This is a genomic window from Cecembia calidifontis (genome assembly GCF_004216715.1).
Lineage (GTDB): Bacteria > Bacteroidota > Bacteroidia > Cytophagales > Cyclobacteriaceae > Cecembia_A > Cecembia_A calidifontis.
In genome coordinates this window covers 1,972,874-1,988,886 of record NZ_SGXG01000001.1, presented here as the reverse complement: position 1 = coordinate 1,988,886, position 16,013 = coordinate 1,972,874, and the positions used below count along the sequence as shown (strand labels likewise).

Sequence of the window (16,013 nt, the reverse complement as noted above, 5' to 3'; positions counted from 1 at the left end):
TGCAAAATAATTGCAATAGCTTGCTCAGTTTGTTTCTGATTTCCTATTGCTGACTATACCTAACAGCTGAAGCTGTCGTCTACAATTTCAACTTAAAATCGCTGAAATGCCAGTGTTTTATTAATGCTAAAACGATTTTGTTACTCTGGATAAAAAAGAAGAAATATGGTCATAGGCATCGAGATTTTGGTTTATTGTCAAGTTTCTAAACTATTTAAGTGTCCAATGCAATACAAGGTTATTTTGTCAATCTTGACTATTATAGTGTAATATTGGGCTTTTATACTACTCAGCATCTAATTTAAGAGAATAAACAATAATACAAAAATTTTTTTTGCAAAATGATTATTCGATTTTTTTAATAAAGTGGAATGAACTTAAAAAATTCTTTTTTTTTAGTACGTTCTTATTCAAATAAATCAAGAAATGCCTTCTCTTCGCGGTAGGGGCTAAAAAAAATATCTATAAGTGCCCTATCTTTCAAATACTCAGATCTTTCAATCGCTTTAGCTAAATTTTCATAAAGTACTTGTCGATCTCTGTTCAGCGCCGCAATCATGGCCAAACCATAAAACCCATAACCATATTCCCTATTGGCAAATACACAATCCTCAAATGCAACCTGAGCATTTCGGAGGTCATCTGCCAAAAAAAAGGCCAATCCCATATTGAATAGGTCGATTTCATTCCTCTTTGACTTGGATAGTCTTATGGTCGCCAGTCTGTAATCCCCATTTATGATATCTAAAGCTCCCCTCAATCCCTCGTTTATCTTTAAAACCTCGCTATTTTCTTCCCATTCCAGCCCGGAAGCCTCCGAAATAACCACATAGGCATCGGCAAATTCACCCTTTAAAATCAAAGACCTACCTAAGTTATGTAAAGCGATGGAGGTTGTATTGAATTCAAGGGATTGCCTGAACATCCATTCTGATTTTTCAACAAGCCTCATTCTCAAACCCGAATCCAATTCCCTCTGGGCCTGATTCAAGTAAACAACCCCAAGATTGTTGTAAATGGATTCCGAAGGTGATATTTCAAGAAGCTTGGAATAAATAACCTCTTTTTCATGAAGCAGATTGGTAGACTGTGCCGCATATATAAGGTGTTCTGGGGAAAACCCATCCAATGATGTTCCCGAAGATATTAATTCAAACAAACGTGTGGCTATCTGATGATCAGATAAGCGTGTATTTTCCAATTCAACTTCAACTTTCACCCCTCTCAATTTTGGAAAAACCTCCCTTGACACCTTATTATATGTCTTTAGCTGTCTCATTTTCCTTAACTGAGATTCAAAATCTGTTCTTTCCTGCAGAATATCATAATACGACTCTCTTTCAGAATCGGCAATACCTGAATAACCTCCCAGCAAAACCCTGAAATCAAACCAATCTTTTCTTCTGATATCCACCTCTATTTGTTCCTGTTTAACTAAATTTTGATCGGTCAATTTACTTTTTAAATGTAATACTCTTTTTATAGGCAAATTTGGATCAGAAAGTTCTTGGTTTTCGGGTGACACCAATCCTGTTATCCTTATTTTTCTTATAGGTTTTCCTGGTTCGCCTTCTTGCAGCAGATTCATTAAATCCAAAGGCAAATCTTGGGTTTCCATTTGATCTGACCCTAATTTATATAGAACCGTATACCCCCTTATCTCAAGTGGATTTATTACCGAAACACCACTTGTCATATACAGTCCTATGGGAAAGATAGGCTCATTCGGAGTAATTTGGCCCATTCTTGCTAACAAGGGCGCAGTATTTAACCCAAGCGCAACAATTTTCTCGGGAAGAGAATGATTGACCCCATTTTTCTCTATCACAGCATTGATGACTAAATTCCCTACTTCCATTCCCTCCATGTAAGGAAAAATTATGGTTTGATCTATTTTTGGACCAGAAAGCGTTTCTGAAGATTTTCCCTCACAGAGAGTAAAACTTCCAAGCCTCAGGATTCCATTACCATACTGGTACTCGGGAAAAAGGTGCACTTTTATTTCATTATCCAAATATTGAACTGGTATGGATCCTGAAATCCTTACCCTTACTGAATCCCTGTGCAGCGCCAAATACCTGGGTTCTGCAGTCAATCCATCCAGTAAGCTTTCATATAGATTTATTTTGGGACTGCATCCAAAAAAGATGGAGAAAAGCGAAATCGACAGAAATAAAAACAGCAGATTTTTAAACATTTGATAATGAAATGTATTTTTAATTTATTCAGATTTTTTTACTACATTTAGCCTTGTAAAGGACCAGCTATTATGAATAAGATCAAACTGTTTTTAGAAGAAAGAGCTTTTGGAGTTTGTTCCAGATTGGGAGAGAAATTCAACTTCCCTGTAGACAGCATACGTCTTTTCTTTATATACAGCTCATTTATTACACTGGGCTCTCCAATCATCTTATATGTTAGTATGGCAATGATGATGAAAGTTAGGAAATATTTAAGAAAGATGAACAACCCAGTTCTTTTCGATTAAATTTCTGAATATCGTTTCTTTCCCCTAATGTAATAATCCCAAAGTAGGCATTTAACCCTACCGTTTCCTTTGATGTCTCCTTTTATAGGATTAATAGGTAGCGAAATCATTTTTCCATAGTCCCTGTGGGCCTTAAACACCATCACTGCATGCTTAACTCCTCCTTTCAATAGAAAATTAATTGACGCTAGGGCATCCAAAAACACCCTCAACACATAAACTTTTTCCCAAGTACTTCCTGAAAGATTTTTTTTAAGTGTAGCCAGGTTGTTTCTAAAATTCAAATAGGTCTTTTTTGGGTTGGCATGGGAAAGTGTAGCCCCGCCCATATGGTATACGTTTACATTACTTACATACCTAAACGTATACCCCTCTCTTCTCAAGCGCCAACACCAGTCAATCTCTTCCATATGGGCAAAATAAGAAGCATCAAAGCCTCCTGATTTATGAAACAGTTCTGCCCTTATTGCCATACAGGCGCCTGAAACCCAGTCTACGCTGATCTCATCATCATATTGCCCCAAATCTTCTTCCAAAGTTTCAAAAAACCTCCCCCGACAATAAGGATAACCGAAATTATCAATAAATCCACCGGCTGCTCCTGCATACTCAAAGTACTTTGGGCACTGATAAGACAAAATTTTACCCTGTACTCCTGCCACATTTGGTTTGTCATCCAAATAAGTTACCAATCCAACATCCCAACCAGCAGTAACCTCTACGTCAGAATTCAACAGAATATAGTATTCAAATTCTCCTTTTATCTGCTCCAATGCTTGGTTATAACCTCCTGCATAACCGAAATTAAAATCTAAAGCAATCAAATGGACATTTGGATAATTGGATTTCAAGAAATCTAAAGAGCTATCGGTACTGGCATTATCGGCGACATAAACGGGATAAACTGAAAATTGGAGAACAGAGGGGAGAAATCTCCTCAATGTTTCCTCCCCATTATAATTCAATATGACAATGGCGGCCTTTTGCATCAAAACATATTGCCAAAATCCATTCCGGGAATATTGGGCATCATCCCTTCTGTGGCCGACTTCATCTCCTCTTTAATTTTTATTTCAATTTCCTCCATAGCCTTGTTTGTAGCCGCAACAATCAGGTCTCCTAACATTTCTTTATCAGCTAAATTTACTAGAGAGTCATCCATGTGAATAGCGACCACCTTTCTGTTTCCATTTACCACTACTTTGACCATCCCAGCTCCAGCCTCTCCCTCAGCTTTAAGGTGAACCAATTTTGCCTGGGCTTCCTTAATCTTGGCCTGGGCTTCTTTCACCTTATTCATGATACTCATAAAATCAAACATGCGCTTTTCTATTTAATTCCGGCAAATATAAATCTTTTTTGACGGACTGAACGAAATTGACAAACACACAATTTATTCCGCAATTCCCCGTTTATAAAAACAAAATTCCTTTAATAAAAACTATAAGGAAATTTAATGGCTAAAATGAAACTTTTTTCAGAATTTTTCAGTCCTTAAAGTTCAAATCAACAATCAATAAACCAGGCCTATTTATGAAAACCGTAGAAAAAATCGAAAAGGAGCAGATAAAGCAATTAAAGTTTTGCAGAAAAGAGGTGCTTTCTGACCCTGAAGCCAGAAAGAAGAGGGACTTTGATTTGATGCGGGCACAGGCTTTGGGAAATCTTCTCAAAAATAAAGTGTACATCACTTTTGAAACGGCAGATGAAAAAGTATATCAGGTCCATACCACTATCTGGGCAGTAGGGTCTGAGTTTGTCTGCCTTAAGTCTGACATCTGCATTCCGATCAATTGTATCCTGGAACTGGAATAAAACCCAAAAATTCCACAAAAAATCCCCAGCGAATTTCTGGGGATTTTTTATTTTAAAATATTCAAGAACCAAAAACTATCCTACCCTTGAAATCATTTCTTCTACATTGAGGACTTCCTGTTTACCTGAAATAAGATTTTTGAGACTGACATTTTTTTCTTTAATCTCATTGTCTCCCAATATCACCACATAGGGAACCTTCTTCTTATCAGCATAAGTAAACTGCTTTTTGATTTTGGTTTCATCCGGATATAATTCAGATGCAATGCCTGCCTGCCTTAATCGGTTCAAGATTTTAAGCCCATAATCAAATCCTTTTTTGTCAAAATAGGTGATCAATACCTTGGTCTGATCTGCATGCTGCTCAGGGAATAAACCCAATTCCTCCATTACATCATAAATCCTGTCCACTCCAAAAGAAAATCCTACGCCGGAAACTCCTTCCAATCCAAATACTCCGGTAAGGTTGTCATAACGCCCTCCCCCACTCACTGAACCGATAGAAACATTGTGGATCTTTACCTCGAAAATTGCTCCCGTATAATAGGTAAGCCCCCGCGCCAACACCACATCAAAATCGACATGATCCTGGGTCTCCCCAAAAGTCTCCAATAACCGGAGAACTTCCTCCATTTCTTGCAAACCTTTTAAGCCTGTTGCTGAACTGGACAAAAATCCTTTAAGAAAATCCAATTTGCTTTGGTTGTCCGCTTTTAAGGTGATGATTGGACTGAGTAATTCAATTGAGCTTTCTCCAAAACCCCTTTGATTCAGTTCTTCCTGAACCTTCTCCCAACCTATCTTATCCAATTTATCTATGGCCACACACAATTCACCTTCCCGACCTTTTTCCCCGATCACCTCAGACAATCCTGTCAATATCTTCCTGTTGTTGACTTTGATACTGTAATCAGCGATCCCCAACTTGGAGAATACACGCTTGATCATCAAAAGGATTTCCAACTCACAGACGAGGCTATCGGTACCCACTACATCCGCATCACACTGATAGAACTCCCTATATCTTCCTTTCTGAGGTCTATCGGCACGCCATACGGGCTGAATTTGATAACGTTTGAAAGGGAAGGTAATTTCATTTCGGTTCATCACCACATACCTGGCAAAAGGCACAGTCAGGTCATAGCGGAGGCCTTTTTCAGATACTTTGGGAAGCACTGCTGATGTTCCCTTTTCCAGGTCAGAAGGCTCCACATGCTTCAGAAAATCCCCACTGTTCAGAATCTTAAAAAGCAATTGATCCCCCTCGTCCCCATATTTTCCGGTCAAGGTGCTGAGGTTTTCCATGGCGGGTGTTTCGATCTGCTGAAAGCCAAAAAGGCTAAAAGTTTCTTTGATGGTCTGTAGGATATAATTTCTTCTTGCCATCTGGACGGGCCCGAAATCCCGGGTTCCTTTTGGCAAACTTGGTTTCTGAACGGACATGATTATTTTATTTTGGCCAAAGTTAAGTAAAATCAAAATTTTATTGTAATTTTGCGCTTCATTTGAGATCACATAAACAGATAATACAATGGCTGTTACTACTTTAAAAAGAAAATTGAGAAGAAAGAGGCAAGGTCAAAATACAAGGGTTATCAAAATCAAACAATTGAGCGCCAAGCCTGTAATTAAGAATGTGGATATTGAAGAGCTGAAAAAAAGCTTCGAAAAGTAATCCCACTTTTCTCCTAAAAGAAATTCAAGGCAGCATAAAATGCTGCCTTTCTTTTTGCCAGTTTTTCAAAATTTGACCGCACTGAAATTATTTAGCCCAATAAAAACTCAATCAAACTTAAATACCTCAAATACTGCCACATCATCAGTTTCTTCATTTTCCCTTTGCATGGCCAAACCATCTGGAGTGACAAAGTAAGCCCCATATTGAATTAAATACTTTCCTTTCGGAATAGCATATTCGTTTTTGAAGTTGAGGTCTCTGTCAAAAACCATGATGGAATAATCCCTTTCCAAATTTTCAAAATCAAGTTGAAAGATATCAAGGACATTATATCCAATTGGATAGCCCACTATTCTATAAAATTCATTCGTATAAGGATTGAACAGGAAATTCAGGAAAACAAAGTTCGAGGTATAATTGGATGAGATATCCCTCATCTCAGCAAGGGTAGGCTTTTGTCTCAAGTCTTCCGGAGCAAGTCCTCTCTTAAAGATTAAGCGGTTGTTTTTATCACCATTTCCGCTTAGGTAAATTTTTTCAACCAATCTCCAGTTAAGGTCATATTTATATACTGCACTTAGATTTGGCCAGTTAACATAAAAGAAACCACCTACTTGCTGATACGTCCAATACAGGTACTCAAAAATACCATAATAACCATCTACAAAGTCATCCTCTACCTGAATCCCCACTTTTAGAGATTCATCAGCCCAATCATTAAATTGAACCCTTGAGGGAATGTCTTTTTGAGCAACAAAATAATTTGGAATTTCAATATGGCTTTTTGAGATTACCGGGTCAAGATACCCTGGAATAATATGGGGTTTCCCAAATACTGAACTGATTTTAACATTTATTTTACTCTTTATCTCCCCATCATAATTGGTAAGAAAAAGATCATTGACCTCATTGATCAAAAAAATAGAATCTTTATTGACGTAAGAATATCCGGAAATTTTCCAAAAATCAAGGTTGGGGTCATAGGTAATCGATTTTTCCAAACTCCCCTCATCCAGATTATAAAAATCCAACCTGTTTAAATTGTAATTTAAGGTGATTAATCTCTGTTTGGAATTTTCTATAATATATTGCGGGTAAAGGATTTTATAGGAAGATAAAGAATCAATCCTCAATTCAAACGTTTTAAAAGGTAAAGGCAATTCCAAGAGGTTTTCAAATTGAGCTTTTTTCTTTGAGCAACTGCTACCCAAAAATAAGATGAGTAAAGAAAAGAAGAATAATTTTCGTTTCATTGAATATCACAATCAAGTAATTTCAATACCGTCCTAAATAAAATATGAGAGGTCTGGTTTTTTGCCCAAAATAGCTATTTTGGGTTTGCACCAAAAAACATAAACCTCCCATGAGTAATATTACATTGTTTTCTCAGATTATTAAAAAAATCGAGCGTTCAATTTTCAAGAAACTGGTTGAAGAGAAGCAAACGGACAAGGGCTGCAAAGGCTTTGACAGCTGGACGCATTTGGTTTCCATGCTTTTTTGCCATTTTGCCAAAAGTACTTCTGTAAGGGATATTTCAAACGGCCTGCGTTCGGCCACGGGGAACCTCAACCATCTGGGGATTGCCAAGGCACCATCCAAGTCCAGTATCAGTTATCAGAACAAGCGCAGGGACTCTGACCTGTTCAAGGAGCTGTATTACGGGCTTCTGAAGCATTTAGGACAGCAGGCGTCCCTGAGCAGGGTAAAACTACGGATCAAGGCTCCCGTCTATCTGCTCGACTCCACGGTGGTAAGTCTTTGCCTTTCGATGTTTGACTGGGCAACCTTCAGGACCAAAAAGGGTGCTGTAAAGATGCATACGCTTCTGGACTATGACGGGAAACTCCCTGTTTATGTGAATATTACAGAAGGAAGTATGGCAGACAATAAAGGCGCTTATGATATTCCTTTGGAGAAAGGATCCGTTATAGTGGCGGACCGCTATTACAATGACTTTCCGATGCTCAACATTTGGGACAGCAAGGGGGTCTTTTTCGTCATAAGGCACAAGGATAACCTTAAGTTCAGCACAATCAATGAACGTCGACTCCCTGAAAATACTGCACAGGAAGTACTGATAGACGAAGAAATTGAACTGGTAAACCCGCAGTCAAAAGTGAAGTACCCCGGAAAACTCAGAAGAGTGGCTGTATGGGACGAAAAAAACCGACAGACCGTCGAACTGATTACCAATAACTTCAAATGGTCAGCAAAGACAATCGGTGATCTTTACCGGTGCCGATGGGAGATTGAGATCTTCTTCAGGGACATCAAGCAGTTACTCCATATCAAAACCTTTATCGGAACATCGAAAAATGCCGTGATGATCCAGATATGGACCGCGCTGATCACCATTCTGCTCCTAAAAGTGATGAAGGCAACCGCTAAATTCGGATGGCATCTGTCCAATCTGGTTGCATTTATCAGACTGAACATATTCGTTAAAATAGAGCTGCAAAAGTGGCTGGACAAACCCTTTGAAGACCATGAAAAACCTCCTCAAAAAAGCCAACAGGGGGTTCTATTTCCGGATTACAGATAAAATCACAATAGAAATTGCAGAAACACAGCTAAACATCTGTCTTGTAAATTATTTAGGACAGCATTGAAGTAATTTAAATGGAATCTAATGGCCATCCTTAAGCAAGGTGGCCATTTGATTAAAAGCTTATCCTGGGTTTACACCCGCACAAGTGGGTGCTAAATCACACTTGCTATTCCACCAACTTCCTGCATCCACACAGGCTTTTATTTGATTCCCCAAACAATATCCATCATTCTTTCCTCCGTTACATGAATAACAATGAGCATTTAGAGGTTGCAGTGAAACTGAAAAGAACAACCCAAAAGCGACGAATAAATAAATAATTTGCTTTCTCATGATTTTTTAAAATTTAAATTAAAGATAATTACAAATGGAAAAATTTTTCCTGAATTAATTCAATTGGAGGTCTCCTGATATCAAAAATAAAAAAAAGACCATATGACCAAACAATTTTTAAAAAATATTCCACTTAAAATTAGATTTTAATTAGGAGCAGAATTAAAAACTTAAACTATTTCTTCCCCTCTTTCCCAATTCTACTACCCGCAGGTTTTGTATTTTCCCCTTTTGGATTTCAAACAGCAATAGCGTCCGCATGACATGAAAACCTTGCTGTCCGATTGCCCCGGGATTCATGTAGAGACAGTTCAAGGAAGGATCAAATTCCACTTTACAGATATGGGAATGCCCGCAGACAAATAATCCCGCTCCATATTTTCTAATCTTCTCCTTTACGCCCTTGGCATAACGTGGTGGTTTCCCACCGATATGGAGCATAAACACCTTTAGCCCTTCCAATTCAAACAGTAATTCTTCAGGATACTCCTCCCTCATCTCCAAACCATCTATATTTCCGGTTATGATGCGCAGCTTTTTATCTTTGGGTAAGACCTGTCCAAGATGGATCTCCCCTATATCCCCTGCATGCCAGATTTCATCTACATCCTGTAAATAAGAAAGCACCTTGGCGTCCATATAACCATGGGAATCAGAAATAAGCGCAATTTTCACCATGTAGTGTTTGGGAATGAATTATTGTATAGTTTTGTTATGATACAAGACTAAACAATTAAAACCATAAAATCAAAATGAAAACTTCAGTCAAAAACTGGAAAAATGTACTCTTCCTAATGGGATTTTTCATCAGTATTTCCCTAACCCAAAATGCATTTGCACAGGAAGGCGCCCCAAAATTAAGCCCTGATGAATTTGAGGTCCAGGCCAAAAAACACAAGAAAAAAAATGTGATTTTGGACATCAGAACACCTGAGGAAGTCGCTGAAGGCTATATTGAAGGGGCAAAGTTTGTAGATTTTTTAGGAGGAAATTTTGAAACAGAAATCCAAAAATTGGACAAAAAGAAAACCTATTATGTCTACTGCAGGTCTGCAAGAAGGACCATTCCGGCCACAGAAAAAATGAAAGAATTAGGCTTCAAAAAGGTATACATGCTGGATGGAGGACTTAACAACTGGATCGAAAAAGGAAAACCCTTGACCAAATCACCTAAATAAGCCTTTGAAACAAATAAAACAGAGCTTCATAATTTCACTGAAAATATCCCTTCAAAGGCCAAAGCTTGTTTTGGATTTGAGGGATTAGTTTCTATTTTTACGGTCGCAAATATTGTTTATAATGAGAGTTATCCAATTCAGAGAAGCTTTAAGAGAAGCGATGTCCGAAGAAATGAGACGCGACAAAAACGTCTTTCTCATGGGGGAGGAAGTAGCAGAATATAATGGAGCCTATAAGGTATCCCAAGGCATGTTGGACGAATTTGGTCCTGACAGGGTTTATGACACTCCCATTGCAGAACTTGGTTTTGCAGGCTTAGGCGTTGGAGCTGCAATGAATGGTCTGAGACCGATCATTGAATTCATGACATTCAATTTCTCCCTGGTAGCCATAGATCAAGTGGTCAACTCCGCCGCTAAAATGTATTCCATGTCCGGAGGCGCTTACAATGTTCCTATTGTATTCAGAGGACCAACCGGAAATGCCGGTCAATTGGGCGCTACACACTCTTCAAATTTCGAAAACTGGTTTGCCAATACTCCAGGCTTGAAAGTTGTTGTTCCTTCCAATCCTTATGATGCCAAAGGGCTCTTAAAAGCCTCTATCAGGGACAATGATCCGGTGATTTTTATGGAATCCGAATTGATGTATTCTGATAAAGGAGAAGTTCCTGAAGGAGAGTACCTTCTTCCCATTGGCGTAGCCGACATCAAAAGAAAAGGAAAAGATGTGACTATCGTTTCTTTTGGGAAAATGATGAAAGTTGCATTGGAAGCCGCCGAAGAATTGGCAAAAGAAGGTGTAGAAGCAGAGGTAATTGACCTCAGAACAGTAAGACCTATAGATTACGCAGCAGTGGTAGAATCTGTAAAGAAAACCAACAGATGCGTGGTTGTTGAAGAGGCCAACCCATTGGCAGCCATTTCTTCTGAAATCGCCTACCATTTACAAAGAAATGCCTTCGACTACCTGGACGCCCCAGTAATCAGGGTCAATTCAATGGATGTACCTTTGAGCTATGCCCCAACTTACATAGACGTGACCATTCCAAACGTGAAAAGGACATTGGAAGCAGTAAAGCAAGTGATGTACAAGTAAACCAATCGTTTACTTTAAATATAAAGCCTGTCGGAAAATTCCGACAGGCTTTTTTATTTACCATATGGAATTAAAAAAAACCGCCATGCTATTGCGTGGCAGCTTTTAAAAACAAACAATCTATCTACATTTAATTATTGTTCATGTTGGCAGCTCCATTGCCTTCCCCGCCTTCCTTGATGTCATCATTGGTTACCCCTCTCTTTTTCCTTCTGGAAGGCTCCATGCTCAGCTTACCGATACGGTAATTGAAATTGATCTTAAAATTCATATTTCTCATCCCTACCACACTCTGCTGCATGATCGTCGGAGTGTTCAATTCACTACGGATTCTGAATTCCGAGGTAAAGAAATTCTCCGCACCAAATCCTATACTTCCTCTTTTTTCATTGAACTGTTTGTTGAGGTTCAAGCTGTACATTCCAAATCCACCCGCAAAGCCCTGCAACTGAACCTGTCTGCCTCTTGCAAAACCAAAGGCCTGAAGCTGCCAGTTGTTTGGCAAGGAATAATTGGCAAACAAACGGCCGCTTAATACAAAGCCCTGATTACTTGCCGCATACAAGGGATCACTCAATCCATTGTCCAAATCAGCAAAATAGCCATCTATGCTGCCATTCAGGGAGAACTTACCGGAAAGGTTAACATTGGAGAACACGGAGAAACCATAAGCCCTTTCCTGTCCGATATTCTCAAAAGTGGTAAAGATCACATCATCATCCATTACCGTTCTTACTGGTTGAATAGAACCCGTAGTATTTCTGAAATAGGTGGTAAAGTTGATGGTCATCCCTTTGGTAAAGGTGCTATAAGACAACTCATAATTATCTGTCAGTTCAGGATCCAACAATGGATTTCCCTGAGAAATCTGCTGCGGATTCGCCGCATTGATATTTGGGTTCAGGAAGTTCAAAAAAGGTCTTTGCACCCTTCTATTATAGGCCGCCTTGATCATATTACCATTAGCCAATTTACGGCTCAGGTTTAAACTAGGAACGAACAGACCGTAGGAAGGAATCTCGGTAGCCAATTCTGCATTCCTAAAATCCGCCGTAATGGCAGTATACTCATATCTTAAACCGCCCTTGAATGAATAGTTCTTTAGGAAATTAGTCGTGTAGGAAGCATATCCTGCAGTTACATTTTGGTCATAGCTGAATTCATTGGAAAAGGCGGCGTCATCAATCTGCACAAACTCTCCATCTGCCCCTTGCCCGACAAAATAAGCAAAGTCACTTTCAGCCCTTCTCAGGATATTCTTGGCACCATATTCCAGGATCTTTCCCTTACCAACTGGATTTACATAATCCAACTGTACCGTAAACTCCCTGTTTCTGCCCAAGTTGTTGTTCTTGATCCTGCTGGCCACATCTTCAAAGGTCCCATTGTAGATGCTGTTCACAAAATCATTGGTCAGGTTATTCTGGCTGAAAAGTGAAGAAATACTGAATTCTTTCATCGGCTTTTCATAGGTCTTGGTGTAGTTGAAATTGACATCCACATTGTTGTTGAGGTTTCGGATATCCACATCTCTTAATACAGAGCTCAACAATTGGTCTTCCAAATAGGTGTCGGTCAAAAGGCCATCCTGGGTATTATTCATATTCCTGACACCGAAACTCACGGAAGCTGTCAGGAAGTTATATTTATCAATATCATAATCCCATCCCAGATTATACCTTCCAAACAGCATGTTGCTTCTGGTATCGGCTGACTGCAGAATATTGAGTGTAGTGCCATCTGCATTCGTTACCATTTGGTTATTATCGAATGATCCAATGATATTGTAACCTGCACGGCCAAACCCGCCAAGGGTCCAACCCATCTTACCTTGTTTCAGGTTGGCATTCAATCCAAGGTTTGATCCTCTAAGGCCTGCACTGCTATTGATGTTTAAGGTAGCACCCTGAAGGTTGTTTTTCTTGGTCACGATATTGATGACTCCACCGGTTCCTTCTGCATCGTATTTGGCAGAGGGTGAAGTAATCACCTCGATAGATTTAATTTCTTCAGCAGGGATCTGCTTTAAGGCATCTGCCACATTGGTGGCGACTATAGCGGATTGTTTACCATTGATCAGAACTAGAATGTTTGAACTACCTCTCATGGACACATTTCCATCCATATCTACTGAAAGCATGGGCACCCTTCTCATTACATCCGTAGCATCTCCACCGATGAGGGTTTTGTCATTTTCAGCATTATAAATGGTCCTATCCACTTTTTCTTCAATCAGGTCACGCTGTCCCATCACAGTAACTTCCTGCAAGGCAACCGCTTCTGTGGCTAAGCTGATAGTGCCCAGGTCAAGAACTGGATTATCAGGACCAAACCTAAGGACCGTAGAATTGAAGGATTCAAATCCCATAAAACTGATCTGAACCTGATAATTGCCTTCCCCAAAATTGGCTATCACAAATTCACCACCGAAATCCGCAACAGCACCTGCGACATTTTTACCGGTCTCTGCATCTACCAATGCCACCGCAGCATAAGGTATGGGATCTTCTTTTCCCTTTTCAAGAACTTTTCCTAAAATCTTATAAACAGGTTTTTCACTGGACTGTGTTTGTGCCTGGAGAGGCAGAAAAGCCAACACAAACAATATCGTCAGTAGGGGTAATAATTGGTTTAAAGTTTTCATTGTCTCTGATGTGGATAGTTTACAGCAACAAAGGAATAAGGAAGAAAAATCAAAAAAAAACCAAATCTACCATAGGGGGTATTTCATCGACAAAAGAGGCGGAAAAGCTGATGAAAGCAATTTGAGGTTCCCGAAACCCTACTTTATCCCAATTTTTGGATGATCCGTCGGATGAATCTCCTGATTGGTAGATTACATGGGCAATAGCAGAAATTTTATTTTAGTTTTACCAAAAAATCACCTACATTAAATCAATGGAAACCAGCGGTCTCAAGAAAAACATCACCATCCTAATCCACATTTTAACCTGGATGTTGATTGGGCTTTTGCTATTTGTTCTCTCTCCAATATGGAGTGGGGTAAGCAGACCGACAGAATTCTGGATCAAACAGGGCCTTGAATTTTCATCTTTGATTGGAATATTTTATTTCAATTATTTCTTCCTGATCAAAAGAACCCTTTTCAGCAATAAAACCAAACTATTCTTACTTATCAACCTGCTTTTAGGCTTTGCCTATGTAGGACTACTTATTCTTTATGATGAGTATGTAGGCATGCAAGAAATCATGCATAAAGTTTTCCGTCCTAACATCCCATATGTTCCTAAACCAAGAAATTACTACTGGGACATTACTAATTTATTGATTTTTTACATGTCCGTAGGAATAAGTACCAGTATAGCCGCTGTTCAAAAATGGCAGGGAGACGAAAAAATACGCCTCAAACTGGAAAAAGAAAAAACCAATTCTGAACTTTCCTATCTCAAAGCCCAGATCAATCCCCATTTTTTCTTCAATACCTTAAATAATATCTATTCACTGACCAATATTGATGTAGAAAAGGCCAAAGCTGCCTTGCTCAAACTCTCCCGAATGATGCGGTATGTCCTTTATGAGACAGAAAAAAATCAGACGCTCCTTTCCAAGGAATTGGATTTTATACATGATTACATAGAACTGATGCAGATGAGGCTTTCCAAAAAAGTAAAATTGGACATACTACTGCCAGATAAAGTTGAAGAAGCGGAGATTGCCCCTATGCTTTTGTTGCCTTTTATCGAAAATTGCTTCAAACATGGCATCAGTTCACAGCAGGAGAGCAACATCTTCATCTCCTTGGAAAAAAGGGGAAATGAACTGCACCTGGAAACCAAAAACCACATTTTTAAATCCAGTGAAAATACCCCTGAGGGTGAGGCAAGCGGAATAGGGCTTATCAACACCCAAAGAAGGTTGGATCTATTGTACCCCGGCAAATATACCTTGACAATAGATAAAATGAATCGGGAAAATGAATACCGTGTACATTTAATATTGAAAATAAAATGAAAATCAGGTGTATAGCTGTTGATGACGAACCTCTTGCCCTTGACCTGATCAGCAAGTTCATTGAACAGACCTCCTTTCTTTCCCTGGAAGCCAAATTTGATAATGCCATTGAGGCCTTGGGTTATATCAACCAAAATGACATAGATCTGGTGTTTTTGGATATTCAGATGCCGGATTTATCTGGCATGGAACTCGCCAGAATCATTGATGGCAAGAAATCCTTTACTAAACCAAGAATCATATTTACAACTGCCTATAATCAATTTGCGGTAGAAGGTTACAAAGTAGACGCACTGGATTACCTGCTCAAACCCTTCAGTTATGAGGAGTTCTTAAGAGCCTCTACTAAAGCCTATCAGTTTTTTGAGCAACAGAAAAAGTCTGAGTCGGAGAATAAAGCTCAGGAATCCAATTCAGATTACATTTTTCTTAAAGTGGAGTACCAATTGGTGAAAGTAATGCTTCAAGACATCACCCATGTGGAAGCCTACAAAGATTATGTTAAAGTCTATTTGAAGGACAAAAAAAATCCACTGCTCTCACTTACCAGTATGAAAAACATGGAAGAGCTTTTGCCAAAGGAAAAATTCATGAGGGTGCACCGCTCTTTCATCATCAATCTTGACCATATCGATTCCGTCGCCCGGAATATTATCCATATCGGTGAGCATCAAATCACCATCAGTGACAACTACAAAGATGTTTTCGCAAACTTCCTGAGCAAATGGCTTGGCTGATTTTTTTTGGAATTTATCAAAAGCCTTTATGAGTTTTTCTTTCTGAAAATTTCTTTTTCCTTATTACCGAAAACCCAAAAGGAAATGAAATTCGGAACATTTCATTTATTTTTGACGTAACTTTAAGTATATAAACTTCAATATTCTGAGATTTTCGGCTTT

Annotated in this window: 15 protein-coding genes; 8 read left to right on the top strand and 7 right to left on the bottom strand. The window is 39.0% G+C overall.

What is annotated here, in order from left to right:
- Positions 1-406: 406 nt before the first annotated feature.
- Positions 407-2,197 (bottom strand): tetratricopeptide repeat protein, encoded by a 1,791-nt coding sequence (locus BC751_RS08740; protein ID WP_130275213.1) that lies wholly within the window; start codon positions 2,195-2,197, stop codon positions 407-409.
- Between the two features lie 72 nt (positions 2,198-2,269).
- Here BC751_RS08740 and BC751_RS08735 point away from each other — a divergent pair, with 72 nt between their 5' ends.
- Entirely contained in the window at positions 2,270-2,488 is a 219-nt protein-coding gene (locus tag BC751_RS08735; protein WP_130275212.1) for a PspC domain-containing protein, read from the top strand.
- On the opposite strand, the gene BC751_RS08730 is transcribed toward BC751_RS08735, so the two are convergent.
- Together BC751_RS08730 and BC751_RS08725 are read right to left on the bottom strand one after the other, a co-directional pair.
- Positions 2,485-3,477 (bottom strand): glycosyltransferase family 2 protein, encoded by a 993-nt coding sequence (locus BC751_RS08730; RefSeq protein ID WP_130277539.1) that lies wholly within the window; start codon positions 3,475-3,477, stop codon positions 2,485-2,487. The two genes, BC751_RS08735 and BC751_RS08730, sit on opposite strands and share 4 nt — an antisense overlap.
- A complete protein-coding gene (locus BC751_RS08725; RefSeq protein WP_130275211.1) occupies positions 3,477-3,809 on the bottom strand; it encodes a YbaB/EbfC family nucleoid-associated protein in 333 nt (110 codons plus the stop codon). The genes BC751_RS08730 and BC751_RS08725 overlap by 1 nt, the downstream gene beginning before the upstream one ends.
- Before the next feature lie 212 nt (positions 3,810-4,021).
- Between BC751_RS08725 and BC751_RS08720 the strand changes: the two genes are divergently transcribed.
- Positions 4,022-4,303, top strand: a complete 282-nt coding sequence (locus BC751_RS08720) for a hypothetical protein (protein WP_130275210.1) — start codon at positions 4,022-4,024, stop codon at positions 4,301-4,303.
- Positions 4,304-4,378: 75 nt separating this feature from the next.
- On the opposite strand, the gene hisS is transcribed toward BC751_RS08720, so the two are convergent.
- Positions 4,379-5,746 (bottom strand): histidine--tRNA ligase, encoded by a 1,368-nt coding sequence (gene hisS / locus BC751_RS08715; protein WP_130275209.1) that lies wholly within the window; start codon positions 5,744-5,746, stop codon positions 4,379-4,381.
- Between the two features lie 88 nt (positions 5,747-5,834).
- Between hisS and BC751_RS21895 the strand changes: the two genes are divergently transcribed.
- Positions 5,835-5,978, top strand: coding sequence for a hypothetical protein (locus BC751_RS21895; protein ID WP_165389816.1), 144 nt, complete (start codon positions 5,835-5,837; stop codon positions 5,976-5,978).
- 107 nt (positions 5,979-6,085) lie between these two features.
- On the opposite strand, the gene BC751_RS08710 is transcribed toward BC751_RS21895, so the two are convergent.
- On the bottom strand, positions 6,086-7,012 hold the full coding sequence (locus BC751_RS08710) for a hypothetical protein (RefSeq protein ID WP_242617409.1): 927 nt from the start codon (positions 7,010-7,012) through the stop codon (positions 6,086-6,088).
- 332 nt (positions 7,013-7,344) lie between these two features.
- On the opposite strand from BC751_RS08710, the gene BC751_RS08705 reads away from it, so the two are divergent.
- Complete coding sequence (locus tag BC751_RS08705) at positions 7,345-8,526, top strand: IS4 family transposase (RefSeq protein ID WP_130273808.1); 1,182 nt, start codon at positions 7,345-7,347, stop codon at positions 8,524-8,526.
- A gap of 501 nt (positions 8,527-9,027) precedes the next feature.
- Here BC751_RS08705 and BC751_RS08700 read toward each other — a convergent pair.
- Positions 9,028-9,543, bottom strand: a complete 516-nt coding sequence (locus BC751_RS08700; RefSeq protein WP_130275207.1) for a metallophosphoesterase family protein — start codon at positions 9,541-9,543, stop codon at positions 9,028-9,030.
- Positions 9,544-9,617: 74 nt separating this feature from the next.
- On the opposite strand from BC751_RS08700, the gene BC751_RS08695 reads away from it, so the two are divergent.
- Together BC751_RS08695 and BC751_RS08690 are read left to right on the top strand one after the other, a co-directional pair.
- A complete protein-coding gene (locus tag BC751_RS08695; RefSeq protein WP_130275206.1) occupies positions 9,618-10,043 on the top strand; it encodes a rhodanese-like domain-containing protein in 426 nt (141 codons plus the stop codon).
- 121 nt (positions 10,044-10,164) lie between these two features.
- Positions 10,165-11,142 carry a pyruvate dehydrogenase complex E1 component subunit beta gene (locus tag BC751_RS08690; RefSeq protein ID WP_130275205.1) on the top strand — a complete coding sequence of 326 codons (978 nt, stop codon included), beginning with the start codon at positions 10,165-10,167 and terminating at the stop codon, positions 11,140-11,142.
- Positions 11,143-11,272: 130 nt separating this feature from the next.
- On the opposite strand, the gene BC751_RS08685 is transcribed toward BC751_RS08690, so the two are convergent.
- Positions 11,273-13,786, bottom strand: a complete 2,514-nt coding sequence (locus BC751_RS08685) for a TonB-dependent receptor (RefSeq protein ID WP_130275204.1) — start codon at positions 13,784-13,786, stop codon at positions 11,273-11,275.
- A gap of 254 nt (positions 13,787-14,040) precedes the next feature.
- On the opposite strand from BC751_RS08685, the gene BC751_RS08680 reads away from it, so the two are divergent.
- Together BC751_RS08680 and BC751_RS08675 are read left to right on the top strand one after the other, a co-directional pair.
- Complete coding sequence (locus tag BC751_RS08680) at positions 14,041-15,114, top strand: sensor histidine kinase (RefSeq protein ID WP_130275203.1); 1,074 nt, start codon at positions 14,041-14,043, stop codon at positions 15,112-15,114.
- The gene (locus tag BC751_RS08675; protein WP_130275202.1) at positions 15,111-15,851 is read left to right on the top strand and encodes a LytR/AlgR family response regulator transcription factor; all 741 of its coding nucleotides are present in this window, start codon (positions 15,111-15,113) and stop codon (positions 15,849-15,851) included. The genes BC751_RS08680 and BC751_RS08675 overlap by 4 nt, the downstream gene beginning before the upstream one ends.
- The last annotated feature ends 162 nt before the right edge of the window (positions 15,852-16,013 follow it).

Excerpts from the sequence above, each read along its gene's own strand:
- BC751_RS08740 (WP_130275213.1), bottom strand. The coding sequence starts at position 2,197 with ATGTTTAAAAATCTGCTGTTTTTATTTCTGTCGATTTCGCTTTTCTCC.
- BC751_RS08735 (WP_130275212.1), top strand. The coding sequence starts at position 2,270 with ATGAATAAGATCAAACTGTTTTTAGAAGAAAGAGCTTTTGGAGTTTGT.
- BC751_RS08730 (WP_130277539.1), bottom strand. The coding sequence starts at position 3,477 with ATGCAAAAGGCCGCCATTGTCATATTGAATTATAATGGGGAGGAAACA.
- BC751_RS08725 (WP_130275211.1), bottom strand. The coding sequence starts at position 3,809 with ATGTTTGATTTTATGAGTATCATGAATAAGGTGAAAGAAGCCCAGGCC.
- BC751_RS08720 (WP_130275210.1), top strand. The coding sequence starts at position 4,022 with ATGAAAACCGTAGAAAAAATCGAAAAGGAGCAGATAAAGCAATTAAAG.
- hisS (WP_130275209.1), bottom strand. The coding sequence starts at position 5,746 with ATGTCCGTTCAGAAACCAAGTTTGCCAAAAGGAACCCGGGATTTCGGG.
- BC751_RS21895 (WP_165389816.1), top strand. The coding sequence starts at position 5,835 with ATGGCTGTTACTACTTTAAAAAGAAAATTGAGAAGAAAGAGGCAAGGT.
- BC751_RS08705 (WP_130273808.1), top strand. The coding sequence starts at position 7,345 with ATGAGTAATATTACATTGTTTTCTCAGATTATTAAAAAAATCGAGCGT.
- BC751_RS08700 (WP_130275207.1), bottom strand. The coding sequence starts at position 9,543 with ATGGTGAAAATTGCGCTTATTTCTGATTCCCATGGTTATATGGACGCC.
- BC751_RS08695 (WP_130275206.1), top strand. The coding sequence starts at position 9,618 with ATGAAAACTTCAGTCAAAAACTGGAAAAATGTACTCTTCCTAATGGGA.
- BC751_RS08690 (WP_130275205.1), top strand. The coding sequence starts at position 10,165 with ATGAGAGTTATCCAATTCAGAGAAGCTTTAAGAGAAGCGATGTCCGAA.
- BC751_RS08685 (WP_130275204.1), bottom strand. The coding sequence starts at position 13,786 with ATGAAAACTTTAAACCAATTATTACCCCTACTGACGATATTGTTTGTG.
- BC751_RS08680 (WP_130275203.1), top strand. The coding sequence starts at position 14,041 with ATGGAAACCAGCGGTCTCAAGAAAAACATCACCATCCTAATCCACATT.
- BC751_RS08675 (WP_130275202.1), top strand. The coding sequence starts at position 15,111 with ATGAAAATCAGGTGTATAGCTGTTGATGACGAACCTCTTGCCCTTGAC.